Genomic DNA, 25804 nt, shown 5'->3' with positions numbered 1-25804 from the left:
CGCTACGCGGCGCTCGGCTGTATTCGGCGTGGGAGCACGGCCATGACCTCCCGGGCGTACCGGCTCGGCACCATGCCCAGCCGCCACGCCTGCCACCCGTTCTCGGGCTCCACGCCCCGCTCCAGGACCAGGGCGAACGCCTCGGCGTAGTCCTCAAGCGAGGGATCGCACGCCCAGTCCGCCGCCCGCAGCTCCGTCAACAGCCCGGCCAGCTCCTCCTGGGCGACGGCCACCCCGATCACGGAGCCGCCCGCCGAGGCGAACGGCAGCAGCGTGCAGCGCAGGAACCTCGCCCAGCTCTCCCCGCGCCGGTCCCCGTACCCCTGGAACAGCCGCGCCGCCTCGTCCGTCAGCTCCAGGGCCTGCCGCGCCTTGCCGTTGCCGGCGTCGATCACCGCGAGCTCCACGCACGACCACGCCTCACCGTGCGGCACGCCCACCCGGTGGAAGTCCTGACGGGCGTCCTGGAGGAGCTGGCGGGCGAATCCGCTGTTGCGCAGCGAGCCGGTCTGCGCGGCCCGCAGGTCGCGGGTGACCCGCGCCGAGTGGTGCCGGGCACACGCCAGCCCGTACACGTCACGCATCCGGCTGAACATGTTCCTGGCCCGCTCCAGGTCGCGCAGCGCGGCGTCCTGGTCGCCGCGCTCCTCAAGGGCCTGGCCCAGGTAGTACAGGGTCCACGCCTCGCCCCGCGCGTCCTCGCTCTCCCGGTGCCGGGCCAGGGCCTGGCGGAGCTGGTCGACGGCGGCCCCGGGGTCGTGGTCGACCAGCCGGGCCCTGGCGAGCTGGGTGAGCGCCCACGCCTCGCCCCGGGCGTCGTGCGTGCGCCCGTACGCGGCGAGGGCCTGGCGCAGCTCGCGCTCGGCGTCCGCGACGCCGCCCATCCGCAGGAAGACCTGACCGAGCTGGAAGTGGGCCCACGCCTGGCCGTGCACGCTCTCCCCCTCGCGGTGCAGCTCAAGCGCCTCGCGGAGGAGTTCGTGGGCCTGGGCCAGGCGGGCCCGGTCGCGCTCGACCGCCGCGAGGGCGTGTAGCGTCCACGCGCGGTCCGCGCGCAACTCCTCACCCGCCTGGAGCTCCAGCGCCTCGTGCAGCTTCGCCGCCGCCTCCGGCAGGTTGCCCTGCTGTTGCAGGGTGATGCCCAGGTCGCGCAGGGCGCGGGCGGCGCCGGCCGGGTGGTGCGCCTCGAAGTAGAGGTTGACCACCGAGGACAGCGTCGTACGCGCCTTGTCCAACTCGCCCAACTGCCGCGCGGCCACACCCGTACGCCACTGCACGGACCGTACGAGCAGCCCCTGGTTGGCCGCGTTCGACAGCTCGCTCAACTCGCCGAGCCGGTAGAGGTCGCCGCGCAGCAGGCAGTAGTCGCACAGCGCGCCCAACAGATGCAGCACCGCCGCCTGGTCCACGCCCTCGTCGATCTGCCGCAGCGCGGCCGTGATCGAGCTGGACTCGTCGTCCAGCCAGCGCAGCGCGGCGTCCAGCGACCGGAAGCCGTGCCCCGCCGCCGCACCCGTGGTGAAGGCGTGGTCGGCGCGGGTGGAGGTGTTGCCGTCGACCAGACGGATCACCGAGTCGGCCAACTCCGCGTAGCTGCGGATCAACCGCTCCTGCGCGGCGCTCCGGTCGGCCGGCTCCTCCTCCGCGAGCAGCCGCGCGTGGGCGAAGGCGCGCACCTGGTCGTGCAGCCTGTAGCGGCTGCCGCGCGCGTACTGGATGAGGCCGGACCGGCCCAGGGCCTCCAGGTGCCTGCCCGCCGTGCGGTCGTCGGTTCCGAGCAGCGCCGCCGCGGCCGCCGTGCCCAGGCTCGCCCGGCCGGCCAGCGCCAGCCGGCGCAGCAGCCGGCGGGCGTCGTCCACCTGGTCGGCGTATCGCACGCACAGCACGCGCTCCACGGGGGCCGACGTCGCGGGGCTCGACTCCTCGGGGTCCGGCCTCTCCGGGCCCGGTGGCTCGGCCGCGGTCAACTCGCTGACGAGCGCGTCGGGCGTGCGTGAGGCCAGGGCCGAGCCCGCGACGGTCAGGGCGAGCGGGAGCCCCCCGCACAGCTCCGTCAGACGGTCAGCGGTCAGCGCGTCATACGGGCCGGCGCCGCCGTCGGACCCGGCGCCGGCCGCCTGCTCGGCCGAGGCCCGCAGCAACTCCTCGGCCGCCGCCGTCTCCAGCGGCCCCACGGGGAGCTGGTGCACCCAGGCCGGCAGGTCGGACGGGAGGTCGAGCGGGGCCCGCGAGGTGACGAGGACCAGGCTGTCGGAGCGCTCGGGGATGAGTGTGCGCACCTGCTCGGCGTCGGACGCGTCGTCCAGGACGATGGTGACCGGGACGGCGGTCAGGTGCTGCTGGTACAGCTCCGTCAGCCGCTTCAGGTGCTGCTCGTGGGTGGGGCGCTCACGGAAGAGGAGCTGGTCGCGGGGCGCGCCGAGGCGGTTGAGCAGGTGCAGCAGGGCGTCCCTGGTGGCCAGCGGCGGCCCGCTCGCCGCGTCGGACGCCGTGGCGCCGCCGCCGCGCAGGTCCACCACGCACGCGCCGCGGAACTGGTCGCGCAACTGGTGCACGGCCTGGACGGCCAGCGCCGTGCGGCCCGAGCCGGGCGGGCCGTGCAACAGCACCACGGTCGGCCTGGTCTCCGTGTTCGCGCGGGCCTGGTGGACCCACTGCGCGATCTGGGTGAGCTGCGCCCGGCGCCCGACGAACACGTCGCTCGTCTTCGGCAGGTGCTGGAAGGACTGCTCCAGCACGCTGCGCCGGCGGGCCGCCGCGCTGCGGTCGGCGCCCCGCAGTTGAGGCGCCCGGGCCCCGGAGGCGAGCGGCGTGGCGGCCTGCCGCCGCGCCGTGCCGTTCGGGCCGGCGTGGCCGTTGCCGCGCGCCACGGCGGTCGTCATGCGGTGTTGGTCGAGGAAGGGGCGGATGCCTCGCACTTCGAGCGCCGTCAGCCACTGCAACCGCAGTTGCTCGGGCCCGCCCGGCTGGCTGTGCAGCGCGGCGCGGCGGTGCGACGCGGGCCAGTGGCCGGCGGTCAGCTTGACGACGGTGGCCGCGGAGCCGGCCGCCGCCACGGAGAGCCCCACGCTCAGGGCGGCCCCGGCCGACGCGCCGTACCCGAGGTCGGCGCCGAAGGCGGTCGCCGCGGCCACCGCCGTCACCAGGGCCGGAGTGCCCAGGTTCCGCCGCGAGAGCCGGGCCGCCAGCGGGACCTGATCACCCGTCGCGTCATCCAGCGCGCGCAGATAGGCGGCGTACTCCTCTCCCGCGGCCGACGCGATGTCCTCCAGCGCGGCCTTGGCCCGGCTGAGCAGCGCGCTTCCGTCCGTCCTGCCACCCGAACGACGCACCTCCTCCTCCACCGCGCGGGCGAGCAGTCGCTCGGCCTCGGTCCGATGGCTGGGCCGCAGAACGGCCTGTGAGCTCGGCATGCGTTCCCCCTTATGAAGCGTTCGCGCGCTCCCTCGTGCCGTAACCGGTGACGTGTCGCGTCTCAGGGTCGGTTCCTGGCGATCTTCCCCGTACGCACCCGCACGCCACCGCCACGGTGGGCGCGGCGCATGTGCCCAGTGTTCCGCGACTTCCTCGGATGCGGGAGGGCTGTGGATAACCGCCGGGCGTGGGCTGTGGATAACTCTCGACGCGGTCAGATCCAGGGCAGGATGGCGTCATGACGAACCGCTGGGGCGTGCACGGGGTTCCGTCCCGGGGCAACGCCCCGGGCTGGGGCCGACTGTCGAACGCCCGACTCCAACTCCCCACTCCCGCCTCACGCCGGGCACCGGCGGATCGGCGCACACCGGCCAAGCGGGTCTCCTCGTCTGCGGCGGGCCCTGTGAGAGGCTGGCTCGCATGAACCGGCTGGCTGGTGTGACCTCGCCTTATCTCCTTCAGCACGCTGACAACCCCGTCCACTGGTGGCCCTGGCAGCCGGAGGCGTTCGAGGAGGCGCGGCGGCGGGATGTGCCCGTGCTCCTGTCGGTCGGGTATTCCGCGTGTCACTGGTGTCACGTCATGGCACACGAGTCCTTCGAAGACGAGTCGGTCGCCGCCTATCTCAACGAGCACTTCGTCTCGGTCAAGGTGGACCGGGAGGAGCGGCCCGATATCGATGCCGTGTACATGGAGGCGGTGCAGGCCGCCACCGGGCACGGCGGGTGGCCGATGACGGTGTTTCTGACGCCGGAGGCCGAGCCGTTCTACTTTGGCACCTATTTCCCGCCCGAGCCCCGGCACGGCATGCCCGGGTTTCGGCAGGTGCTCGAAGGGGTGGTCAGCGCGTGGGTGGATCGGCGGGGGGAGGTCGGTGAGGTCGCCGGGCGGATCGTGCGGGAGTTGGCCGGGCGTTCGTTGTCGTACGACGCGCCCCGGCCGCCGGGGAACGCCGAACTGCACGCCGCGCTCATCGGACTGACCCGGGAGTTCGACGCGGTGCGCGGCGGGTTCGGCGGGGCGCCCAAGTTCCCGCCGTCCATGGTGCTGGAGTTCCTACTCAGGCACCACGCCCGTACGGGTTCCGAGGCCGCGCTGCAAATGGTGCAGGCCACCTGTGAGGCGATGGCGCGCGGTGGGATCTACGACCAGCTCGGTGGCGGGTTCGCGCGGTATTCCGTGGACGCCGAATGGGTCGTTCCGCACTTCGAGAAGATGCTGTACGACAACGCGTTGCTGTGTCGCGTGTACGCCCATCTGTGGCGGGCCACCGGCTCGGACCTGGCCCGGCGCGTCGCCCTGGAGACCGCGGACTTCCTGGTCCGGGAACTCCGTACCGAGCAGGGCGGTTTCGCGTCGGCGCTCGACGCCGACAGCCCCGTGTTCGAGGACGAAGCCGCCGCAGGTGAAGCGGAAGGCGGTGCGGGGGAGGCCGGGGCCGCGTCCGAGGCGAGCGGGCGGCACGCGGAGGGGGCCTTCTACGTGTGGACCCCGAGCCAGTTGCGGCGGGTGCTGGGGGAGACCGACGCCGAGTGGGCCGCCGGGTACTTCGGGGTGACCGCGGAAGGGACGTTCGAGGAGGGCGCTTCCGTGCTGCGGCTGCCGGACGGCCAGCCGCTGTCGGACGCGGAGGCCGTCGACTCCGTACGCCGGCGGCTGCTCGCCGCCCGCGCGGAGCGGCCGCGGCCCGAGCGGGACGACAAGGTCATCGCCGCCTGGAACGGCCTGGCCATCGCGGCGCTCGCCGAGACCGGGGCGTACTTCGACCGGCCCGACCTCACGGCGGCCGCGGTCGAGGCGGCCGACCTGCTGGTCCGCGTCCACATGGACTACCACGGGCGGCTGACGCGCACCTCGCGCGACGGGACCCCCGGCGACAGCGCGGGCGTCCTCGAGGACTACGCGGACGTCGCGGAGGGCTTCCTCACGCTGTCGGGGGTGACCGGCGAGGGGGTGTGGGTGGAGTTCGCGGGCCTGCTCCTCGACACCGTGTTGCGGCACTTCACCGCTGACGACGGGACGCTCTTCGACACGGCCGACGACGCCGAGACGCTGATCAGGCGCCCGCAGGACCCGACCGACAACGCCGTGCCCTCCGGTTGGACGGCGGCGGCCGGCGCGCTCGTCGGGTACGCCGCCGCCACGGGCAGCGGCCGGCACCGGGAGGCCGCCGAACGCGCCCTGGGCGTGGTGACGGCCCTCGCCGGCCGCGCGCCCCGCTTCATCGGCTGGGGGCTGGCCGCCGGGGAAGCGCTCCTGGACGGCCCGCGCGAGGTGGCCGTCGTCGGCGACCCCGACGACCCGGCGACCCGGCGGCTGCACCGGGCGGCGCTCCTGGGAACGGCGCCCGGCGCCGTGGTGGCAGTCGGCGAGCCGGGCGGCGACGAGGTGCCCCTGTTGGCGGGCCGGCCGTTGGTGGACGGCCGGCCGGCCGCGTACGTGTGCCGGAACTTCACCTGCGACGCGCCGACGACCGATCCGGACCGCCTCGAAGCGGCGTTGCGCGGCCCGGCGGGGAACGGCTAGCGCGGCCGGGCGGGCCGCGTCAACTGGTCCGACGGGCTGTCGGTCAGGTGGCTGGTGAGGCTCAAGTGCCGCGAGAATACGGCCACTTGATGTCCGCGCGGGCGACGTGAGGCTGTCGCGCGTCGTTCGCGGGCGGCGTGCGGATGGCTGGATGGTCGGCGCGTCGCCGCTATGCCAAGGAGCGCCAATGGCCACTGACACCGCCGCCGGTCCGTACGGCGACGTACCCGCCACGCACCGCGAGATCCACCTCGTCGAGCGCCCGACGGGCGCGTTGACCGAGGAGCACTTCACCGTCGTCGAGGCGCCGGTGCCGAGCCCCGGGCCGGGGCAACTGCTCGTACGCAACCGGTACATGACCGTCGTGGCCGTCATGCGGACGTTGATGTCCGACGCGGACCTGCCCATGCCGGCCTACGAGGTCAACCGGCCGCTGTGGGGGCCGGCGATCGGCGAGGTCATCGCTGCGCCCGACACGGCGGCCGGGGGCGGCGGGGGCCGAGTGGCGCCGGGAACACTGGTGCACCACCACGACTCCTGGCGGGAGTACGCGGTGGTGGACGCCGACGCGGCCACGCCGCTCGACCTGACCGCGCTGCCGGACCCCGCGGCCCACCTGTCGCAGGCGCTGACCGCCTGGGCGGCCGTGGTGAAGGCGGCCGAGGTGCGGCCCGGCGAGACGGCGTTCGTGAGCGGGGCGGCCGGCGGCGTCGGCTGCATGGCCGGGCAGATCCTGCGGTTGCACGGGGCCGGCCGGGTCATCGGCAGCACCGGTTCGCGGCGCAAGGCGGACTACCTCGTGAACGAACTCGGGTACGACGCCGTCGTGATCCGGGGCGCGGGGTCGATCGAGGAGCAGTTACGGGAGGCGGCCCCCGAGGGGATCGACGTGGTCTTCGACACCGTCGGCGGCGAGCAGTTGCGGGCGGCGCTCGCGGTGGCCAACCGCAGGGCCAGGTTCGCCGTCGTCGGAGCGCTCTCCGGGCAGTTGGACGGCGAGGGCAAGCAGGCGCTGGTCGAGATCGACACCCTGCAACTGCTGGCCCGTAGCATCGAGTTGCGCGGCATCACACTCCTCGACCACCTGGACTCGGTGCCCGCGTGGACCCGGGAGATAGGCCAGGCCATGGCCGACGGCAAGCTCACCTTCCCGCACGTCCGGTACGCCGGGCTCGAACAGGCCCCGCGCGCGCTGCTGGAGCTGATCGAGGGCCGGCACATCGGCACGGTGGTGGTGGAGTTGTGAGCACGTAGCCGGTGGGTGGCGCGAGCGACCGCGTACGACCGGCCGCCGCCATGGGCGATCAGCCCGCGCCCGCCCCGGGGGACGGACCCCCGCCTACCCGGGGCACGAACCCGCGCCCGCCCGGGGTACGACCCCCGTGCCCGCCCGGGGCGCGAACCCGAGCCCGCCCCAGGGCGTGTCCGCGTCGCCCGGTCACGCGGTGGCCCCGGGTTACGGGCGGGGGCCGGCAGGGGTGTCGTCGGCTGGCGGGCGGGGCGGGAGGGAGAGGCCGCGGGCGAGGACGTCCAACGTGGTGTCGAGGAGTTCCTCCAGGTCACCGGCCTGACCGGTGTCCACCCAGTACATGACGGACTCCTGGAGCGCGGCGAGTACCGCGGAGGTGATGACGCGCAGTTCGAGGTCGTCGGCGGGCTTGCCGGCGCGTTCGGCGAGGACGGAACGGATGACGCGGCTGGACTCCGCCTGCGTCTCGGCCATCCGGCCCCGGATCGCGGGCACGTCGCGGAGCAGCCTGGTGCGCAGCGCGATGCTGTCGTCCTGGTTGAGGACGAGATCGCGCAGCGAGGCGGTGAGGACCTGGCGGATGGACTCCACCGGGTGCTCGTCCACGGGCCGGGCGCGTAGGGCCTCCTCGATGACCGGGTCGTACTCGTCGGTGAGGACGATGTCCTCCTTGGTGGGGAAGTAGCGGAAGACGGTGCTGGGGGAGACCTCGGCAGCCTCGGCGATCTGGTCGATGGGCGTCGCGTCGTACCCCTGCTCGGCGAAGAGCCGGTACGCGGCGTGCCGGATCGCCTGGCGGGTCTGGATCTTCTTCCGCTCCCGGAGCCCGAGCTTGCGCTCGCGCCCGGTGCCGAGCGTGGGCACCGCCCCGGGCTCCGCGGCGGACGTCGTACGTGCTGAGGCCATGGTCCCTATTGTCGGCCATCGTCGGACGCCCCGGCCACGTGCGACGGCTGGGTCTCGGCGTCGCCGTCCGGCCGCGCACGGCTCGGGTCGCCCGGGTTGCTCGGACCGCCTCGGCCTGTCGCACCGGTCGGTTCGGCCGCACCGGCCGGTCCGGGCGCACCGGCCGGTTCGGGCGCACCGCCCGGGTCAGCCGGGCCATCGAGGTCACCCGGGTCGTCCGGGTCCTGGCCCTGGTCGGCCGTCGCCGGGCGGTCGGCGCGTGAGTCGGGCAGGAAGCAGGCCGTCAGCGCGGCCGCGAGCAGGGCCGTGGCGCCGCAGACCAGCAGGACGAGGGCCATGCCGTGCACATAGGCGGAGTTGGCGGACTCCGCGAGCCGCGGGTCGCCGAGCGCGTCGGCGACCAGGTGGGCGGCGACGATCGAGTCGTCGGCGGTGTCGGCGGCGTCCCGCGACAGGCCGTCGGTGTCCAGCCGGTCGCCGTACCCGCTGGCCAGCAGGCTGCCGAGCAGCGCCACGCCGATCGCGCCGCCGAACTGCCGCAGCGTCATGAGCAGCCCGGAGCCGCTGCCCGCGCGCTCGCGCGGGAGGGCGCCGAGCGCGGCGTCCATGGCGGGCACGATCGCGAAGCCGAACCCGAAGCCGACGATGGTCAACCACAGCGCGGTGTGCCCGTACCCGTCGCCGACGTCGGTGGTGGCCCCGAGGAAGGCCGCGCCCGCCAGCGTGGTCAGGCCGGCCGGGACGACCACGCGCGGGCCGAACCGTTCGATGAGGGGAGCGCTGCCGCGCGCTGCGACGAGGAGGCCGCCCATCATCGGCAGCAGGCGTACCCCGGTGCCGAACGCGTCGTGGCCCAGGACCGCCTGGAGGTACTGGGGCAGGATGAACAGCAGCCCCGACAGGACCAGGGTCACCAGCGTCGCGGCGACCGAGTTCCACAAAAAGCCCCGCTGGCCGAGGAGTCCGATGTCGAGCATCGGGCGCGCCTGCCGCCGCTCCCGCAGCACCAGCCCGGTGATCAGCGCGACGGCGGTGAACAGCGCCAGCAGGGTCAGCGGCGCGCCCCAGCCGTGGTCGGGGCCCTCGATGATGCCGAACACGAGCAGGCCGAGGCCGAAGGTGGCCAGCAGGGTGCTGCCGATGTCCACGGTGGGCGCGGCCGGGTCGCGGGTCTCGGGGACGAGCAGGGCGCAGCAGAGGATGCCGATCGCGGCCAGTGGCACGTTGACGAGGAAGACCGAGCCCCACCAGAAGTGGTCGAGCAGCCAGCCGCCGATGATCGGGCCGAGCGGCATGCCGAGCGCGGAGGCGGCGGAGATGGCGCCGATGGCCTTGGTGCGCTCGCCGGGGCCGAACAGCGAGGGCACCACCGAGAGGGCGAGCGGCATGATCAGCGCCGCGCCGAGCCCCATCACCGTACGGGCGGCGATCACCCATCCCGGGGTGGAGACGACGGTGCCGACCAGGGAGCCGACGAGGAAGATCCCGAGGCCCGTGATCAGCATCCCGCGGCGCCCGAACCGGTCGCCGAGCAGCCCGGCCGGGAGCATCGTCGCGGCGAACACGACGAGGTAGGAGTCGGCGATCCACTGCTGCTCACCGGTGTCGGCGCCGAGTTCGGACGCCATGGTCGGCAGCGCCACGTTGAGGATGGTCATGTCGAAGCCGAGCACGAGCATGCAGGCGACCAGCGCGCCCAGGGCCCACCAGCGGCGGGGGTCGGGTTGGTCTGTCACAGCAACCTCCGGAAGTTGGTGTCAAATGACAGTAGCTCTCAAAATCTGCTTACTGTCAATCTGTGCTGGCTGTCGCATCGCGGTCCGGGGTCGCGCGGTGTCGCGCCGTCGCGCGTGACGGTGTGCGGTGCCGCGCCGCGCATGGGTGTACGGGTGGGGGCGCGGACAGCGCGACGGCCGCGCCCCGGGGGAGGGGCGCGGCCGTGGTGTGGGTGTGGGGTGGTGGTCAGTGGTGCTGGTAGGCGACGAGCGAGATGCCCACGTAGTGCACGACGAAGGCGGCCAGCGTCAGCGAGTGGAAGACCTCGTGGAAGCCGAACCAGCGGGGTGAGGGGTTGGGCCGCTTGATGCCGTAGATCACGCCGCCGGCGCTGTAGAGGACGCCGCCGACGATGACGCAGACCAGCACCGCGATGCCGCCGGTGCGCAGGAAGTCGGGCAGGAAGAAGACGGCGGCCCAGCCCATGGCGATGTAGCAGGGGGTGTAGAGCCAGCGCGGGGCGCCGACCCAGAAGACCCGGAACGCGATGCCCGCCAGTGCCGCCGCCCAGATCCCCCACAGCAGCGCCTGCTGTCGGCCGCCGTCGATGAGCAGCAGGGTCAGCGGCGTGTACGTGCCGGCGATGATCAGGAAGATGTTGGCGTGGTCGAGGCGGCGCAGCACGCCCTCGGCGCGCGGGCCCCAGGTGCCGCGGTGGTAGAGCGCGCTCACGCCGAACAGGAGGCAGGCCGTGAGCGTGTAGACCGCGCAGGCCAGCCGGCCCCGGCCGCTCTCGGCCAGGGCGGTCAGCACGATGCCGGAGACCAGGACCGCGGGGAACATGCCGGCGTGCAGCCAGCCGCGCAGCCGTGGTTTGAGGGGTGGTGGCACTGTCACTTCCCGCTCGCTGGCGGTGTCGGCGGCCTCGGATGCGACGGCAGTCATGCTCGTCATGCTACCTACGCCACCGTAAGTTACGGCCCGGTGTCGAGTGGTGATCCTCACGGGGGCGCCCTCTGGACAGATCGCCCAACGGGTCGGATGATCAAATGAGCGCGGTCGGCACCGGATGAGCTGAGCATCCGGGTCGCAGCCCCCAAGGGGTAGCTGTCTCCATCACTGGATATACGGATGTGTGCATCCGTAGCGGATGTGTACGTCTGTGTCCGCCCAAAACCCTCAATCTGACGCCGGAGCAGTCGGGCTTCGGCGGAACGGAGCGATCGTGGCGCGCAGCGCTGAATCCTCCGGGGCTCTCAGCCCCGTGGCTCAGAACAACACCCCCACGAACCACCAGGAGCTGATCTCCTGGGTGCACGAGATCGCCGCCCTGACCGAACCCGCCGCGATCGTCTGGTGCGACGGTTCGCAGGCCGAGTACGAGCGGCTGGCCGAGGAACTCGTGGCGAAGGGCACGTTCAAGCGGCTCGACCCGATCAAGCGCCCGCACTCGTACTACGCGGCCTCCGACCCCAGCGACGTGGCCCGGGTCGAGGACCGCACCTTCATCTGCTCGGCGAAGGAAGAGGACGCGGGGCCGACCAACCACTGGAAGCACCCCGACGAGATGCGCGAGATCTTCGCCGGGGAACAGGGCGTCTTCCGGGGCTCGATGCGCGGCCGCACCATGTACGTGGTGCCGTTCTGCATGGGCCCGCTCGGCTCGCCGCTCTCCGCCATCGGCGTGGAGATCACCGACTCCGCGTACGTCGCCGTCTCGATGCGCACCATGACGCGGATGGGTCAGCCGGTCCTGGACGAGCTGGGCGACGACGGCTTCTTCGTCAAGGCCGTGCACACCCTCGGCGCCCCGCTGGAGCCGGGCCAGGCCGACGTGCCGTGGCCGTGCAACACCACCAAGTACATCTCGCACTTCCCCGAGTCGCGCGAGATCTGGTCGTACGGCTCCGGCTACGGCGGCAACGCGCTGCTCGGCAAGAAGTGCTACGCGCTGCGCATCGCCTCCGTGATGGCCCGCGACGAGGGCTGGCTCGCCGAGCACATGCTCATCCTCAAGCTGACCCCGCCGCAGGGCGAGGCCAAGTACGTGGCCGCCGCCTTCCCCTCCGCCTGCGGCAAGACCAACCTCGCGATGCTGGAGCCCACCATCCCCGGGTGGACGGTGGAGACCATCGGCGACGACATCGCCTGGATGCGCTTCGGCGAGGACGGCCGGCTGTACGCGATCAACCCGGAGGCCGGGTTCTTCGGCGTGGCCCCCGGCACCGGCGAGCACACCAACGCCAACGCGATGAAGACCCTGTGGGGCAACGCGGTCTTCACCAACGTCGCGCTCACCGACGACGGCGACGTGTGGTGGGAGGGCATGACCGAGGAGCCGCCCGCGCACCTGACCGACTGGAAGGGCAACGACTGGACCCCGGAGTCCGGGACGCCGGCCGCGCACCCCAACGCCCGGTTCACCGTGCCGGCCGGGCAGTGCCCGATCATCGCGCCGGAGTGGGAGGACCCGAAGGGCGTGCCGATCTCGGCCATCCTCTTCGGCGGTCGGCGCGCCAGCGCGGTGCCGCTGGTCACCGAGTCCCTCTCCTGGCAGCACGGCGTCTTCCTCGGCGCCAACGTCGCCTCCGAGAAGACCGCGGCGGCCGAGGGCAAGGTCGGTGAGCTGCGCCGGGACCCGTTCGCCATGCTGCCCTTCTGCGGCTACAACATGGGCGACTACATGGGCCACTGGGTCAGGGTCGGGCAGAGCGCCGACCAGGCCAAGCTGCCGAAGATCTACTACGTGAACTGGTTCCGCAAGAACGACGAGGGCAAGTTCGTCTGGCCCGGCTTCGGCGAGAACAGCCGCGTGCTCAAGTGGATCGTGGAGCGTCTCGACGGAAAGGCCGACGGCGTGCGGACGCCGATCGGCGTGCTGCCGACCAAGGAGGCCCTGGACACCGACGGGCTCGACCTCTCGGACGCGGACCTGGAGTTCCTGCTCACCGTGGACCCGGAGGTCTGGCGCGAGGAGGCGGCCCTGGTGCCCGAGCACCTGAACACCTTCGGGGACCACACCCCGAAGGAGATCTGGGACGAGTACCGGGCGCTGGTCGAGCGACTCGGCTGAGGTGAGGGGACGCCCTCTGGCGAGAGGGCGTCCCCGGACGAAGCCCCACCGGGCCGGCGAGCCGTGCCGTCCGCCCGGCCCCGCCGCGAGCAGCCCGCCACCGGCGACCTCACCGCCGGCAACCTCGCTACGGCGTCCGCTCCTCCGGCGCCGACCCCGCCCCCGCGCCGTCGGGGGCCTCACGCGTTTCCGGGGGCACTGCCCCAGCCGCCCCAGTCGGTGCGGCCAGCCCCGCCGTGCCCGGTTCGCCCGGCGCCGCCCGGTCCTCGTAGTACCGGGTCAGCGCCCGCTGGCGCCACGCCTCGGCGTCCCGGAGTTCGGCCGCCACCTTCGACGCCTCCTCCACCAGCAGCCCGAGCTGGCGCCCGAGTTCCTCGTCCGGGCCCTGGCCGCCCGGGGTGAGCCGGGACCACCAGCGGGTGCGCAGGTAGGCGTCCACGCTCTCCGGGGTGTCCTGGCGGATGACGCGGGTCAGCCGGTGCAGCGTCTCGCCGTCGGCCGCCAGCGCCTCGCCCGCGCCCCGCTCCGGGTCGAGCAGCGCGGACAGCAACGCGGTCAGGTCGTCCAGGAGCCGCTCCGCCTCCTCGGGCAGCCGGTCCCGGGAGCGCACGCCGGAGAGGTACTCCTCCAGCGTCGCCAGGTCCGCGCGCAGCGCCTCCACCTGCTCGCCCGGCGCGGGGAAGTCCGGCGACGCGGGCCGCTCGGGCGGGGCGAGCAGGGCCCCGGCCCCGTACAGGCCGGCGACGACCACCGGCCAGTAGGCGCCGGCCGCGCCCACCGCGTACAGGCCGAGCCCCGCCAGGCCCAGCGCGCAGCCCGTCAGGTTCTTGCGGGACTCCAGGTAGCGCAGGGCGGACGGGCGCCGGCCGGCGCGCTCACTGGTAGCCACGGATCTCCTCGAACGCGCCGTCCAACGAGCCCTCCACCGCGTCGAAGAGCTGGCCGCCGGTCAGGTCCGCGATGTGCTCCAGCTCGACGCGGTCCGAGTCGCCGAAGAGGATCGGGAAGACGGGGATGGAGCGCTGGTCCCCCGACAGCCCCCGGTAGAAGGTGTCAAAGTCGTCCGCCTTGGCCCCCGTCGTGTTCTCCCCGTCCGTCATCAGCACGATCGAGGTGAACCGGTCGTCGCCGGCCTTCGACGCGCGCTCGCCCAGGTGCCGGTACGCCTCCTGGAGGCTGCTGTAGATCGCCGTGTCGCCGCCGGCGGCGAGCCCGTCCACGTCCGCGCGGATCAGGTCGAGCGCCCGGGCCGGCTCCCGCTCCGGGACGGTGTGCGTGTTGACCTCCTTGACCTGGTCGGAGAAGGGCATCAGCGTCACCTCCTCACGGTCGCGGAACCGCTTGCCGGTGGCCGAGTCGTCGGAGCCGGTCAACTTCCGCAGCGCCGCCTTGAGCCGGCCGAGCCGCTCCTCGTCCATGGAGCCCGAGGTGTCGAGCACGTACACGGTCCGCGAGGGGCGGCGCAGCTCGTTCTCGTACGAGTCGAGCAGCCGGTCGGCGACGTCGCGGCTGCCGGGGAAGGGCAGTTCACGGCGCGGCTCGCGGGAGATGCCGGTGGTGGGCGGCACGGAGGAGTTGACCGGGCGGCGGAACGTCTCCCGGGTCAGCGCCTGTTGGGCGTCCGGGGAGCGCAGGTACCGGGTCAGGGCGGCGTAGGAGTCCCGGGCGTTCTGGTCGGCCGAGGCGAGCAGGCTCAGCGGGTAGTCCGCGGTGACCACGCCGTCGGTGGGGCGGATCACGGTCAGGTCGCTGATGCCGGCCACGGGCTCGGTCGCGGCGGCGTCGGCGCCCTGCTGCCCGTCGTGGCCGAGCAGCTTGCCGCGCTGGAGCGAGAGCAGCACCGACTCGTAGTTGATCAGCGCGTCCACCGGTGGCCGCTGGCCGGCCCTGCGGGCGAACGCCTCGGCCAGCCAGCCCGAGGAGCCGGAGGTCAGTTTCTGGCCGGTGAAGAACTCGCGCAGCTTGGGCGATGCCGCCCTGACGTCGGCGTCGGTGAGCGCGGACTGCGCCCGGGAGAGGGCCGAGGTGAGGGCGATCAGCGCGGAGTAGCCGGAGTTGGAGCGGACCGGGTCGGTCATGCCGTAGGTGAGCTTGCCGTCGGTGACGGCCTTGTGCACGTCGGACCAGGTGACCTTCGCCGGGTTCCAGCCCAGCCGCCTGACGGCGGCCTCGCGCACGCCGAGTGCCACCGGCGAGGAGACGATCGGGGTCTCGGTCCTGAGCTTCTTCCGCTCGCCGGTGAGCAGGCGCAGGTAGTCGTTGGAGGCCAGCCACACCGCGTCGTACTTGCCGTCGGCCCGGCCCGAGGCGACCGTCTGCGCGCCGTCCAGGGTTCCGGTCCAGGTCGGTTCGATCTTCACGCCGGTGGCCTGCTCGGCGTCCTTGAGCAGGGACGACAGGTCGGACAGCTCGCTGCTGGCCAGCACCCGCAGGGTGCCGGGCGCGCGCCTGTCGCCGTTGTCGCCGTCGTCGTCCTTCCCGCCGTCGGAGCCGGAGCAGCCGGCGGCCAGGGCCAGCGCGAGCACGGCGGCGGTGGTGGTGGACAGCGGTCGGGCGAGCCGGCCACGGCGGGGGCCGGTGCGCGGGGTGGCCGCGGCGGGCTCGGTGGCCGGCAGGGCGGCGCGGCCCGGGGCGGCGGGACCGAAGGGGCGGGCGGACAGCAGACGGGCGGCCAGACGGTGGACGCCCAGGCGTCGGGTGATGCGTCTCAACGGTGGTCTCCACCCAGCTCGGGCTTGCTACGGGCACGTTCGATGTGCGCGCTGGCCGTCTGGAGCTCGTCGGTCAGCGAGGCGACGGTGGCGGCCATCGCGTCGGTGGCGCGGGCCTTGTACGTGTCGATCGTGTCCAGCGTCTGGTAGATCTGCTGGAAGGCGGCGCGCAGCGTCTCGGCGCCCACCGCCGGGTCGGCCGCGATCCGCTGGATCTCGCCGCTCTGGGTGGCGAGCATCTCCGCGTTGGCCCGGATCAGCTCCTCGGTCGTCCCGCGCAACGCGTTGACCTGCTCGACCACCGTGCGCTGGTTCTCCAGCGCGGCCGAGAGCATGACGGCGATCCGCAGCGCCGAGACGGTGGTGGTCGCGGCCCGCTCCACGCCCTTGATCAGCTCGTCGTTGTTGCGCCGTACGACGTCCATCGACAGGTAGCCCTGCGCGCACACGGCCAGTTGGGTCAGCAGGTCCTGGTGCTTCTGGCGGACGGGGAAGAGCACGTCGGCCCGCAGCGCCTCGGCCCGGGCCGGGTCGGTGGCCTCGGCCTCGGCGACCCGCTGGGTGACGGCCTGGTCCAGCGCGTCGGTGAGGACGGTGTACTCCTGGAGCTTGCCCATCGTCTCCCAGAGCCTGACCCGCTCGGTGTGCAGCGCGGCGTTGTCGCGGCGCAGTTCGTCCTGGCCCGACCGCAGGCTGCCGACGATCTTGTTGAGGGTTCCCTGGGCCGAGGCGTACCTGGCGACGTGGTCGCGCAGCTTGTTGCCGCCGGGCAGCTTGGCGAGGAGCTTGCGCGCGCCACGGCCCGGCCGGTCGCGCGGGTCCAGGTCCTCGACGGTGCGGCGCAGTTCGACCAGGCTGGAGGAGACCCGGCCCTGCGCGTCGCCGCCCTGCCCGTCGGGGCCGCCCTTGGCGTCGGACAGGGCGCGCACGGTGCGCTCCAGCATCCGGTTGGACTGTTGGGCGGCGCCGCGTATCTCACCCGCGCCGAGTTCGGTGATCTCGCTGATGCGGCCGGCGAACTCGGGTGACCTGGCGTCGAGTTCGGCGATCGAGTCGACGTACTCGGCCGCCCTGGCCGCCATCTCGGAGGCGACCTGGTCGCCGAGCGGCACCAGGCCGATCGCGGACTCCCTGGGCACGGCCGCCACCGGTTCGGGCGGCGTGAGGACCAGCGGCGATTCCAGGCGCGGGTCGGGCGGTGACAGTGGTTGCATGGCGGGGCGTCCCTCACTTCTGGGCACGGGAGCGGCGGGCGATCTCACGCATCACCTCGGGCGTGGGGACCTTGGCCTGCTGGACCGTCCCGGTCAGCTTCTGGCGCAGGTACGTGCCGTGCTTGGCGGTGGCCGCGGCGAACTCGGAGGTGTCGCCCTCCGGTCGGAACCCGTGCCGCACGGCGAGCTTGCACAGCGTCGGGTCCTCCTTGAGGAGTTCGCCGAGCTTCCGGCCCTCCTCGGTCAGCGGCACCAGCGAGTGGTCGCTGAAGACGGTGGTGTCCGGGTAGAGCACCACGAGGTCGTCCACGGTGTCGCCGCGGATGAGGCGGGCGGCGATCTGCGACTCGTAAGCGAACACCAGCGGGGTGCCGACGCCGGTGTTGAAGTCGTCGAACAGGTCCTCGCTGTTGACCTTCTGGCTCCCCTGCGCGGCGGTGAGCTTGCGGGTCAGCGGGGTGACGGCCGCGATCCCCGCGGCGTCGTTGACCGTCTGGTTGTCGTTGGCCACGTAGGCGGCGGTGGCGAGGTACAGGGCGCCGGAGTTGGAGGCCAGCGGGTCGGTGCTGGCGATGCTCAGGGTGCCCTTCAACTCGGCGTACTCGCCGCTGCCCTTGAGCTTCTGCCAGGTGGTGTCCTCGCCCGCGGCCTTCAGGAACGGGGCCATCCGCAACGTGCCGCTGCCCTCCCGGCCGACCGGTCCTGTGAGCTTCACGTAGCCGTTCGCGGCGAGCGTCTTGGCGGCGGGGCGGCGGGCGAGGACGACCAGCGGCGAGTAGAAGGGACGCAGCGGCGCGCCCTTCACGTGGTGCGCGCGGCCCACCGCGCGGGCGGGGGAGGAGCTGCCGGGGAAGGCGAAGTCCTCGCCCTTGAGGTCCAGGCCCTGCATGTCCCAGGAGCCCGAGGACTCGGTCTCCACGGCGAAGCCCTGCTCCGCGAGGGCGTCGATCACCTCGGGGTCGTTGAAGAACTCGGCCTTCTCCGAGCCGATGACGCCGCGTACCTTCGTCGTGCCGCTCGCCTCGGAGTCGTCCCGGCCCAGCACGACCGCCGTGATGACGCCGCCGATGAGGACGAACGCCAACACGATGCCGAGGATGCGTTTCACACGCCTCACTCCCCCCGTGGCACCGCCGTGGTGGCGGTGCGTCTGTCAGGGGTGCAGCATCGCTCCGGAAACCCACATTCCGGGCGGCGTCCGGTGAATGGGGGGTGAATGGGGTATCGCAGAACGCCAACTGTTCTGTGAGGCAGTCGGGTTGACGGCCCGTCCGCGAGGGCGGGGTGGGCCTCGGCGACCACGGCCGCGCGGGGCCGGCCGTGGCGGGTGCGGCCCAGCGCCCGGCCCGCGCGGCGGGTGGCCGGCTACGGCTGCGCGTACCCGGTGAGGAAGTCGCCGATCCGGGCCACCGCGTCCGCCAGGTCCTTCGCACACGGCAGCGTGACCAGGCGGAAGTGGTCGGGCTCGGGCCAGTTGAAGCCGGTGCCGTGCACGATCATGATCTGCTCGGCCCGTAGCAGGTCGAGCACCATCTGCCGGTCGTCCTTGATCTTGTAGACCTTCGGGTCGAGCCGGGGGAAGGCGTACAGCGCGCCCTTGGGCTTGACGCAGGTCACGCCGGGGATCTGGGTGAGCATCTCGTACGCCACGTCGCGCTGCTCCAGCAGCCGGCCGCCCGGGCGGACCAGGTCGGTCACCGTCTGCCGGCCGCCGAGGGCCGCGGCCACCGCGTGCTGGGCGGGCATGTTGGCGCACAGCCGCATGTTGGCCAGGATGGTCAGGCCCTCGATGTAGCTGGTGGCGTGGGACTTGGGGCCCGAGACGGTCATCCAGCCGCTGCGGTAGCCGGCGACCCGGTAGTTCTTGGAGAGCCCGTTGAAGGTGAGGGTGAGCAGGTCGGGGGCGATGGCGGCGGTCGGCGTGTGGGTCGCCTCGTCGTAGACGATCTGGCTGTAGATCTCGTCGGAGCAGATCAGCAGCTGGTGCCGGCGGGCGATGTCGGTCAGGCCGCGCAGCATCTCGTCGTCGTAGACGGCGCCGGTGGGGTTGTTCGGGTTGATCACGACCAGCGCCTTGGTGCGGTCGGTGATCCGGCGCTCGATGTCGGCCAGGTCGGGCATCCAGTCCGCCTGCTCGTCGCACCGGTAGTGCACGGCGGTGCCGCCCGACAGCGAGACGGCCGCCGTCCACAGCGGGTAGTCCGGCGCCGGGACCAGCACCTCGTCCCCGTCGTCGAGGAGCGCCTGCATGGACATCTGGATGAGTTCGGAGACGCCGTTGCCGAGGTAGACGTCCTCGATGTCCAGTTCGACGCCCCGGGTCTCGTAGTGCTGCACGATCGCGCGCCGGGCGGCCGGCAGGCCCTTGGCGTCGCCGTACCCGTGCGAGCTGTGGAGGGAGCGCAGCATGTCCTCAAGGATCTCCGGCGGGCACTCGAAGCCGAAGAGGGCCGGGTTTCCCGTGTTGAGCTTGAGGATCTGGTGCCCCGCCGCCTCAAGCCGCATGGCCTCCTCAAGGACCGGGCCACGAATCTCGTAGCAGACGTTTGCGAGCTTGGTTGACTGGATCACCTGCATGCCGGCCACCATACGGGCGCATTTCGGGACCCGCTCGGTGTTTCTCGCCACGTGCGGGCGTGGGAACGGGCGGCGGGCGAGGGTGGGTCAGGCGGCGGGGGGTGCGGCGCACGGAACGGCCCGCGAGGACGTCGGTGCGGCGTCCGTCTTGGATGACGAAGCGACCGTCGATGAGCACATGCGGAATGCCGGTCGGAAGGGTGCGCGGGGCTTCGAATGTCGATCCCGCGGCCACCGTCTCCGGGTCGAAGAGCACCAGGTCGGCGCGGTATCCGGTCTGGACCAAGCCCCGGTCCGGCAGCCGGAGGCGGGCCGCGGGGCGCGAGGTGAGATGCGCCACGCACTCCTCCAACGGGAGCACGCCGAGGTCGCGCGCGTACCTCCCGAGGTAGTGCGGGAACGTCCCGTACGCCCTCGGATGCGGCTTGTCGCCCTGGAGGATGCCGTCGCTGCCGCCGGTGTGTACCGGGTGCCGCATGATCGTCCGCACGTTCTCCTCGTGGCCGACGTGCTGGAGGATCGTGGTGCCCAGGTCGTCGGCGAGCAGCAGCCGGTGGGCCGTGGTGAACGGCTCCTCGCCGCGCTCGGCGGCGCTGGCCGCGACGGTCTTGCCGACGTGGCCGGCCAGCTCCGGGTGGGTGACGCCGGAGATCTCGATGGTGTCCCAGTCGATCGGCACCCCGTGGCAGCCGTCGGCGCCCTCGACCTCCATCACGTGCCGGATGCGCGCGGTGGTCTCCGCGTCCCGCAGCCGCTCCGTGATCGCCGCCGGCCCGCCCTCGCTGGCCCAGCTCGGCAACATCGCGACCAGCGTGGTCGCGCCGGGGGTGTACGGGTAGGTGTCCAGGCTGATGTCGGCGCCGTCGGCCAGCGCTCCGTCCAGCAGGGCCAGCAGCTCGGGGGCGCGGCCCTTGTTGACGCCGAAGTTCATGGTGGCGTGCGCCAGGTGCAGCGCGCAGCCCGCCTCCCGGGTGAGGGCGACCATCTCCTCGTACGCCTGGAGCGCGCCCGCCCCGTACGAGCGGTGGTGCGGGCAGTAGTAGCCGTCGTAGGCGGCGACCACCCGGCACAGCTCGGTCAGCTCGGCGTCGCTGGCGTACATGCCCGGCGTGTAGGTGAGCCCGGAGGACATGCCGACGGCGCCCTCCCTCAGCCCGGTGGCGACCAGCTCGCGCATGCGGGTCAGCTCGGCGGGGGTCGCCGGCCGGTCGTCCCAGCCGACCGCGAGCATCCGCACGGTGCCCTGCGGGATCAGGTACGCCGCGTTGACCGCGATGCCCTGCCCGTCGAAGCCGGTGTCGAGCCGGTCCAGGTACTCGCCGACGCTCCGCCAGGAGAAGTCCACGTCGTCGGCGCCGGGCCCGCCGCCGTTCCAGCCGGCGATCTGGGTGCGCACCTGGGCCAGCGTGCGGTCGTCCACGGGCGCGTAGGAGAGGCCGTCCTGCCCGATGACCTCCAGCGTGACGCCCTGCGCGACCTTGGCCTCGTGCCCGGGGTCGCGCAGCAGGGCCAGGTCGCTGTGGGCGTGCATGTCGATGAAGCCGGGGGACAGGGCCAGGCCGTGCGCCTCCAGGGTGACCCGCCCGCTGGGCCTGGGCCCGCCGTCCTGTTCGCGGTGGATCGCGGCGACGCGCCCGGTGTCGACGGCGACGTCGGCCCGGTAGGAGGCACCCCCGGTGCCGTCGATGACGCGGACGTCGCGGATGACCAGGTCCATGGGGCGCTCCTCGGGGGCGGGGATTCGGTGTTGGCGGGTGTGGGGGGCGGTGCTGCGTGGGGGTGTGAGGGGGGGCGGGCCGGCCGGCGCACGGGGGTGGGGTCGGCCGGCCCGCGCGGGGCTAGAAGAAGGTGCGGACCAGGTCGGTGACCGTGCCGTCGGCCTCGACCACCGGGATGAGCTGCCACTTGTCGAAGGAGGTGCACGGGTGGGACAGCCCGAGCCCGACCCAGTCGCCCACCTCGAGGCGGGTGTCGGGCTCGGTGCGCAGCCAGCCGTGCTGGTCGGATAGGCCGGTCAGGGCGATGCCGTCGGCCGGGCGCAGCTCGCCGGTGCGGCCGTCGCGCACCACCTGCGGCATGGGCAGGTGCAGGTCGTACGCGGCGTCCCGCTTGCCCGCGTTGAGGAACGCCTGCTCGGTGTTGGGGCGCGAGATGACCTGGGCCCAGAGCCGGAACGCGGACTGGAGCGAGCCCTCGTCGGGCACCCGGTTGAACGGCGTCAGCTCGCGGTAGTGGCCGTCGTCGTGCGAGACGTACGCGCCGGAGCGCAGCAGCTTGAGCACCGGGGCCGACAGCGGCGGCAGCTCAGCGAAGACCTCGGCCACCGCGTCGAACCACGCGCTGCCGCCCGCGCTCACCACGATCTCCGCGGGCTCGGCGCCGAACCGCCCGGCCCGGTCGAAGGCGGCGAGCAGCGCGGTGAGTTGGCGTAGCCAGGCGCGTACGGACGCGTCGTCGGCCTGTGGCACCTCGCCCTCGTAGCCGGCGACGCCGACCAGCCGCAGCGTGCCCACCTCGGCCACCGCGTCCGCGATCAGCTCGCACTCGGCGACGCTGCGCGCGCCGGTGCGGGCGTCGGGACCGGCGCCGAGTTCGACCACCACGTCGACGGGGCGCGCGGCGCCGGCCTCGCGCAGCGCCGCGTCCATCAGCTCGACACCGCGCACCGAGTCCACGTAGCAGATGAGCCGGAAGTCCGGGTCGGCGGTGAGCTCGCCGGCCAGCCAGCGCAGCGAGGCGGCGTCCACGACCTCGTTGGCGAGGAAGATCCGCTGGATGCCGAAGGCGCGGTAGACGCGGACGTGGGAGGGGAGGGCCGCGGTGATGCCCCAGGCGCCGTGCGCGAGTTGCCGCTCGAAGAGTTGCGGCGCCATCGACGTCTTGCCGTGCGGCGCGAAGGCGAGCTGGTGGCGGTGCGCGTACGTCTCCATGAGGGCGAGGTTGTGCGCGAGGGACTCGGCCGACAGGGCGAGCACCGGGGTGGTGAAGCCGCCGGTGAACAGCGACCTGCGCTCGGCGGCGAGGTCGCCCACGGTGGAGCCGTCGGCGTCCGGGGGCAGCCCCTTGAACCGGTGGTCGATCCGCTCGTCGGCCAGCGGCGCGACCGCCTCGCGCACCCGCCGCAGCCGGCCGGCCGCGGCGTCGGCGGCGGGGGTGGTGGCGCCCGTGCCGTTGGCGCCGTCGGCCCCGTTCACGCCGTTCGCGTGCGCTGAGGCGCCCGCCCCGGTGGTGGGGTGTGGCGTCGGCGCGGGCCGTTGGTCCGCGTCCCTGGTGTTCTCGGTGGCCATCGAGCCCCCCAAAGTTCTTGTTGCATATACTGCAACATCCATTGCGTATATCGCTTACTGCTGTCTAACATCCCGGCAAGCACCGGGTCAACGGTGCGAACCGTCCGTCGAAACCCCGGGCGGCCCCCGCCGGCCCGGCCGTGGCGCGCGGGGCCCGCGACGGGTGCCAACAGGACACGCAGCACACGCACCACACGCACCACCCGCAGGACACGTACGGGTTCCGCGAGGGGCCGGCCGCACCGCCGGGCCGGCCGCGAACGGAACTCCGCCCGACCCGCCGAGGGTTCCGGGCGGGCACAGACGACACCGCAGAGACGACGAAGACCGCGCGACAGGAGCGAGAGCGATCGTGACCGCAGCCCCGAGCAGCCCGGACGTCGATGTCGTGTGCCTCGGCGAGTCCATGGTCACCTTCGTTCCCCGACAGGTGGGCCGACTCGCCGACGTCCCCACCTTCGACCGTGGGATCGGTGGCGCCGAGTCCAACGTGGCCTGCTGCCTGGCCCGCGCCGGGCACTCCGCGCGCTGGGTGAGCCGGGTCGGCGCGGACGGCTTCGGCGACCACCTGGTGGCGGCCGTCGCCGCGACCGGCGTGGACACCGCCGCGGTCCAGCGCGACACGACCCGGCCCACCGGCGTCTACTTCCGCACGGCGGGGGAGCGCGCGGTGCGCGCCGCCGCGCCCGCCGGCGGCTCCGAGGTCGTCTACTACCGCGCGGGCTCCGCCGCCGCCGCGATGGCGCCCGGCGCCTTCGACCGGGCCACGCTGTGGAGCGGCCGGGTGCTGCACCTCTCGGGCATCACCGCCGCCCTGTCCGCCGACTGCCTCGCCCTGATGCGCGAGCTGACCACCCCGGCCACGGGCCGCCCGCTGCTCTCCTTCGACGTCAACTACCGGGTCGGGCTCTGGCGCGGGCGCGGCGCGGCCGACCAGGCCGGCCCCGAGGTGCTCGCCGACCTCGCGCGCGGCTGCGACCTGGTCTTCGTCGGCGAGGACGAGGCGGAGGCGGCCTGGGGCCTGAGCGGCCCCGAGGCCGTCCGCGCCGCGCTGCCCGAGCCCTCGGTCCTCGTGGTCAAGCACGGCGCGGAGGGCGTGACGGTCTACGCCCGCGAGTCCGCGAGCGCCGCGGCGGAGACCACCGCGCCGCCGGCCGACACCGTCACGTACGCCCCGGCCCTGCGCGTGGACGTGGTGGCCTCCGTCGGCGCCGGCGACGCCTTCGCCGCGGGCTTCCTCTCCGCCACCCTGCGCGACCTGCCGGTCTTCGCCCGAATCCGGCACGGGCACCTGATGGCCGCCGCCGCCCTCACCGTCCCCGGCGACCTCGGCACCCCGCCCTCCCGCGCCCAGGCGGACCGCCTCGCCGCGCTCGACCCGGACGCCTGGGGTGCGTTGCGCCTGTCCGCCGGCTGGACCGAGGCGGAGCCGGGCGCGGAGGTACCTACCGTAGGGGGAACCAACGCGGAGGTACGTAACCGATGAGTCAGACCGTCGACCGGGCGCTGAGCATCCTGCCGTTGCTCGCCGAGGGCCCGGCCAACCTGGAGCAGGTCGCGAACCGGCTCGGCGTCCACAAGTCCACCGCCCTGCGCCTGCTGCGCACGCTGCACGAGCACGGCATGGTCTACCGGCAGCAGGACCAGCGCTACCGGCTCGGCGCCCGGCTGTTCGCCCTCGCCCAGGAGGCCGTCGAGAACCTGGACGTGCGCGAGATCGCCCACGCCCACCTGGTCCAGCTCAACGAGAAGTGCGGGCACACCGTGCACCTGGCGGTGTACGAGGAGAACGAGGTGCTCTACATCGACAAGGTGGAGAGCCGCTACCCGGTGCGGATGTACTCGCGGATCGGCAAGCCGGTCGCGATCACCGTGGCCGCCGTCGCCAAGCTCCTCCTGGCCGACCTGCCCGAGCCCGAGCGGCGCGCCATCGCCGAGCGGCTCGACTACCCGCTCTACACCTCCCGTTCGACGCCCGGGCCCGCCGCCTTCCTGGCCGAGCTGGCCAAGGTGCGCGAGCAGGGCTGGGCCAGCGACCTCGGGGGCCACGAGGAGTCCATCAACTGCGTCGGCGCGCCGATCCGGGGCGCCGACGGGCGGGTGGTCGCCGCGTGCTCGGTCTCGGCGCCGAACGTCGTGGTCACCGCCGAGGAGTTGCTGACCCTGCTGCCGCTGGTGCGGCGCACCGCCGACGCCATCACCCGCGAGTACTCGGGGCGGCACCAGTGACCGCGCGCCGCGGGCCCACCCCGCGCGGAACCGGCGCGTTCGGGCGTGGCGTGCTCGGACGGGGCACACCCGGTCGCGCCGCGTACGCCGGGGCGCGGGCCACCACCCCGTACGCCGCGACCCGGTACGCCGCGGCCTCGTACGCCGTCCCGGCCGCGTACGCCGCCGCGTTACCGATCCGCCAGAGCCCGGCCGGCCCGTCCGGCCGACCCCCGTCCGTTGTGCCACCCCGGAAGTACGGAAGCAGAGGAACCCTCACATGAGCGACAAGCTCCAGAAGACGGCCATCACGCCCGCCACCCACACCGCGCCGCCGGCCAAGTTCTCGCACGGCGTCCGCAAGGGCAACATCCTCCAGGTCGCGGGCCAGGTCGGCTTCCTGCCCGCCGTCCCCGGCCAGTCCCCGACCCCCGCCGGGCCGTCCCTGCGCGAGCAGACCCTGCAGACGCTGGCCAACGTCAAGGCGATCCTGGAGGAGGGCGGCGCGCGCTGGGAGGACGTGATGATGCTGCGCGTCTACCTCACCGACGTCGACCACTTCGCCGAGATGAACGAGATCTACAACGAGTACTTCGCCGACCTGACGGAGGCCCCCGCCGCGCGGACGACGGTCTACGTCGGACTGCCGGCCGGGCTGCTCATCGAGATCGACGCGCTCGCCGTACTCGGCTGATCCCCGGCGCCGCGGTCCCTGCGGACCTACCCCCGTCGGAGGGCCCGCGGCGCCGGTCCCCGCCCCTTCCCGCCCCACACCCCGGGCCGGTAGCGGCACCCCCGTACGACCCCGGTGCGACATCCCGTACGACCTCGGTACGACACCCCCGCACCGACCAGTACGACATCACGACGTCTCGCGCACGACGCCCCGGCACGGCGCGCCCGAACCCCGGGCCCGCCCGCCG

At 73.4% G+C, this 25804-nt stretch carries 16 protein-coding genes and 1 pseudogene; 6 read left to right on the top strand and 11 right to left on the bottom strand.

Features of this window, described 5'->3' with window-relative positions:
• Positions 1 to 2 precede the first annotated feature (2 nt).
• A complete protein-coding gene (locus tag OYE22_RS11430; protein ID WP_277320317.1) occupies positions 3 to 3413 on the bottom strand; it encodes a tetratricopeptide repeat protein in 3411 nt (1136 codons plus the stop codon).
• Between the two features lie 421 nt (positions 3414 to 3834).
• Between OYE22_RS11430 and OYE22_RS11425 the strand changes: the two genes are divergently transcribed.
• Together OYE22_RS11425 and OYE22_RS11420 are read left to right on the top strand one after the other, a co-directional pair.
• Positions 3835 to 5940 (top strand): thioredoxin domain-containing protein, encoded by a 2106-nt coding sequence (locus OYE22_RS11425; RefSeq protein WP_277320316.1) that lies wholly within the window; start codon positions 3835 to 3837, stop codon positions 5938 to 5940.
• A gap of 187 nt (positions 5941 to 6127) precedes the next feature.
• Positions 6128 to 7186: an NADP-dependent oxidoreductase gene (locus OYE22_RS11420; RefSeq protein ID WP_277320315.1), complete on the top strand. Its 1059-nt coding sequence runs from the start codon at positions 6128 to 6130 to the stop codon at positions 7184 to 7186.
• A 210-nt stretch (positions 7187 to 7396) separates the two neighbouring features.
• Here the strand turns inward: OYE22_RS11420 and OYE22_RS11415 are convergent, their stop codons facing one another.
• From OYE22_RS11415 to OYE22_RS11405, 3 genes are all read right to left on the bottom strand, one after another.
• Positions 7397 to 8095: a TetR/AcrR family transcriptional regulator gene (locus OYE22_RS11415; RefSeq protein WP_277320314.1), complete on the bottom strand. Its 699-nt coding sequence runs from the start codon at positions 8093 to 8095 to the stop codon at positions 7397 to 7399.
• A gap of 5 nt (positions 8096 to 8100) precedes the next feature.
• A complete protein-coding gene (locus tag OYE22_RS11410) occupies positions 8101 to 9831 on the bottom strand; it encodes an MFS transporter (protein ID WP_277320313.1) in 1731 nt (576 codons plus the stop codon).
• A 226-nt stretch (positions 9832 to 10057) separates the two neighbouring features.
• On the bottom strand, positions 10058 to 10765 hold the full coding sequence (locus OYE22_RS11405; RefSeq protein ID WP_277320312.1) for a hemolysin III family protein: 708 nt from the start codon (positions 10763 to 10765) through the stop codon (positions 10058 to 10060).
• Positions 10766 to 11075: 310 nt separating this feature from the next.
• On the opposite strand from OYE22_RS11405, the gene OYE22_RS11400 reads away from it, so the two are divergent.
• Entirely contained in the window at positions 11076 to 12884 is a 1809-nt protein-coding gene (locus OYE22_RS11400) for a phosphoenolpyruvate carboxykinase (GTP) (protein ID WP_277320311.1), read from the top strand.
• 127 nt (positions 12885 to 13011) lie between these two features.
• Here the strand turns inward: OYE22_RS11400 and OYE22_RS11395 are convergent, their stop codons facing one another.
• From OYE22_RS11395 to OYE22_RS11365, 7 genes and pseudogenes are all read right to left on the bottom strand, one after another.
• Positions 13012 to 13773: a hypothetical protein gene (locus tag OYE22_RS11395; RefSeq protein ID WP_348652203.1), complete on the bottom strand. Its 762-nt coding sequence runs from the start codon at positions 13771 to 13773 to the stop codon at positions 13012 to 13014.
• Positions 13760 to 15409, bottom strand: a complete 1650-nt coding sequence (locus tag OYE22_RS11390) for a VWA domain-containing protein (RefSeq protein WP_277324088.1) — start codon at positions 15407 to 15409, stop codon at positions 13760 to 13762. Before OYE22_RS11390 ends, OYE22_RS11395 begins: the two co-directional genes overlap by 14 nt.
• Before the next feature lie 182 nt (positions 15410 to 15591).
• Positions 15592 to 16809, bottom strand: a complete 1218-nt coding sequence (locus tag OYE22_RS11385; protein WP_277320310.1) for a toxic anion resistance protein — start codon at positions 16807 to 16809, stop codon at positions 15592 to 15594.
• 13 nt (positions 16810 to 16822) lie between these two features.
• Positions 16823 to 17917 carry a hypothetical protein gene (locus OYE22_RS11380; RefSeq protein ID WP_277320309.1) on the bottom strand — a complete coding sequence of 365 codons (1095 nt, stop codon included), beginning with the start codon at positions 17915 to 17917 and terminating at the stop codon, positions 16823 to 16825.
• 257 nt (positions 17918 to 18174) lie between these two features.
• Positions 18175 to 19386, bottom strand: coding sequence for a pyridoxal phosphate-dependent aminotransferase (locus tag OYE22_RS11375; protein ID WP_277320308.1), 1212 nt, complete (start codon positions 19384 to 19386; stop codon positions 18175 to 18177).
• 100 nt (positions 19387 to 19486) lie between these two features.
• Positions 19487 to 21103: pseudogene (locus OYE22_RS11370) on the bottom strand (D-aminoacylase); the annotation flags it as partial.
• Positions 21104 to 21224: 121 nt separating this feature from the next.
• Complete coding sequence (locus tag OYE22_RS11365; protein ID WP_277320306.1) at positions 21225 to 22673, bottom strand: alanine racemase; 1449 nt, start codon at positions 22671 to 22673, stop codon at positions 21225 to 21227.
• Between the two features lie 349 nt (positions 22674 to 23022).
• Here OYE22_RS11365 and OYE22_RS11360 point away from each other — a divergent pair, with 349 nt between their 5' ends.
• The 3 genes from OYE22_RS11360 to OYE22_RS11350 all read left to right on the top strand — a co-directional run bounded on the left by OYE22_RS11360 (position 23023) and on the right by OYE22_RS11350 (position 25575).
• Positions 23023 to 24159, top strand: a complete 1137-nt coding sequence (locus tag OYE22_RS11360; protein ID WP_277324087.1) for a sugar kinase — start codon at positions 23023 to 23025, stop codon at positions 24157 to 24159.
• Complete coding sequence (locus OYE22_RS11355; protein WP_176163749.1) at positions 24156 to 24902, top strand: IclR family transcriptional regulator; 747 nt, start codon at positions 24156 to 24158, stop codon at positions 24900 to 24902. Before OYE22_RS11360 ends, OYE22_RS11355 begins: the two co-directional genes overlap by 4 nt.
• A gap of 259 nt (positions 24903 to 25161) precedes the next feature.
• Positions 25162 to 25575 carry a RidA family protein gene (locus OYE22_RS11350; protein ID WP_277320305.1) on the top strand — a complete coding sequence of 138 codons (414 nt, stop codon included), beginning with the start codon at positions 25162 to 25164 and terminating at the stop codon, positions 25573 to 25575.
• The last annotated feature ends 229 nt before the right edge of the window (positions 25576 to 25804 follow it).

It is taken from the genome of Streptomyces sp. 71268, from assembly GCF_029392895.1.
In the GTDB taxonomy this organism is placed as follows: domain Bacteria; phylum Actinomycetota; class Actinomycetes; order Streptomycetales; family Streptomycetaceae; genus Streptomyces.
The sequence above is the reverse complement of the archived record's forward strand: the minus strand, read 5'-3'. Positions and strand labels throughout refer to the sequence as shown.

What these genes read in the sequence shown, in the direction of transcription:
- OYE22_RS11430 (WP_277320317.1), bottom strand. Translation starts at nt 3,413, where the DNA reads ATGCCGAGCTCACAGGCCGTTCTGCGGCCCAGCCATCGGACCGAGGCC.
- OYE22_RS11425 (WP_277320316.1), top strand. Translation starts at nt 3,835, where the DNA reads ATGAACCGGCTGGCTGGTGTGACCTCGCCTTATCTCCTTCAGCACGCT.
- OYE22_RS11420 (WP_277320315.1), top strand. Translation starts at nt 6,128, where the DNA reads ATGGCCACTGACACCGCCGCCGGTCCGTACGGCGACGTACCCGCCACG.
- OYE22_RS11415 (WP_277320314.1), bottom strand. Translation starts at nt 8,095, where the DNA reads ATGGCCTCAGCACGTACGACGTCCGCCGCGGAGCCCGGGGCGGTGCCC.
- OYE22_RS11405 (WP_277320312.1), bottom strand. Translation starts at nt 10,765, where the DNA reads ATGACGAGCATGACTGCCGTCGCATCCGAGGCCGCCGACACCGCCAGC.
- OYE22_RS11385 (WP_277320310.1), bottom strand. Translation starts at nt 16,809, where the DNA reads ATGCAACCACTGTCACCGCCCGACCCGCGCCTGGAATCGCCGCTGGTC.
- OYE22_RS11375 (WP_277320308.1), bottom strand. Translation starts at nt 19,386, where the DNA reads ATGCAGGTGATCCAGTCAACCAAGCTCGCAAACGTCTGCTACGAGATT.
- OYE22_RS11365 (WP_277320306.1), bottom strand. Translation starts at nt 22,673, where the DNA reads ATGGCCACCGAGAACACCAGGGACGCGGACCAACGGCCCGCGCCGACG.
- OYE22_RS11355 (WP_176163749.1), top strand. Translation starts at nt 24,156, where the DNA reads ATGAGTCAGACCGTCGACCGGGCGCTGAGCATCCTGCCGTTGCTCGCC.
- OYE22_RS11350 (WP_277320305.1), top strand. Translation starts at nt 25,162, where the DNA reads ATGAGCGACAAGCTCCAGAAGACGGCCATCACGCCCGCCACCCACACC.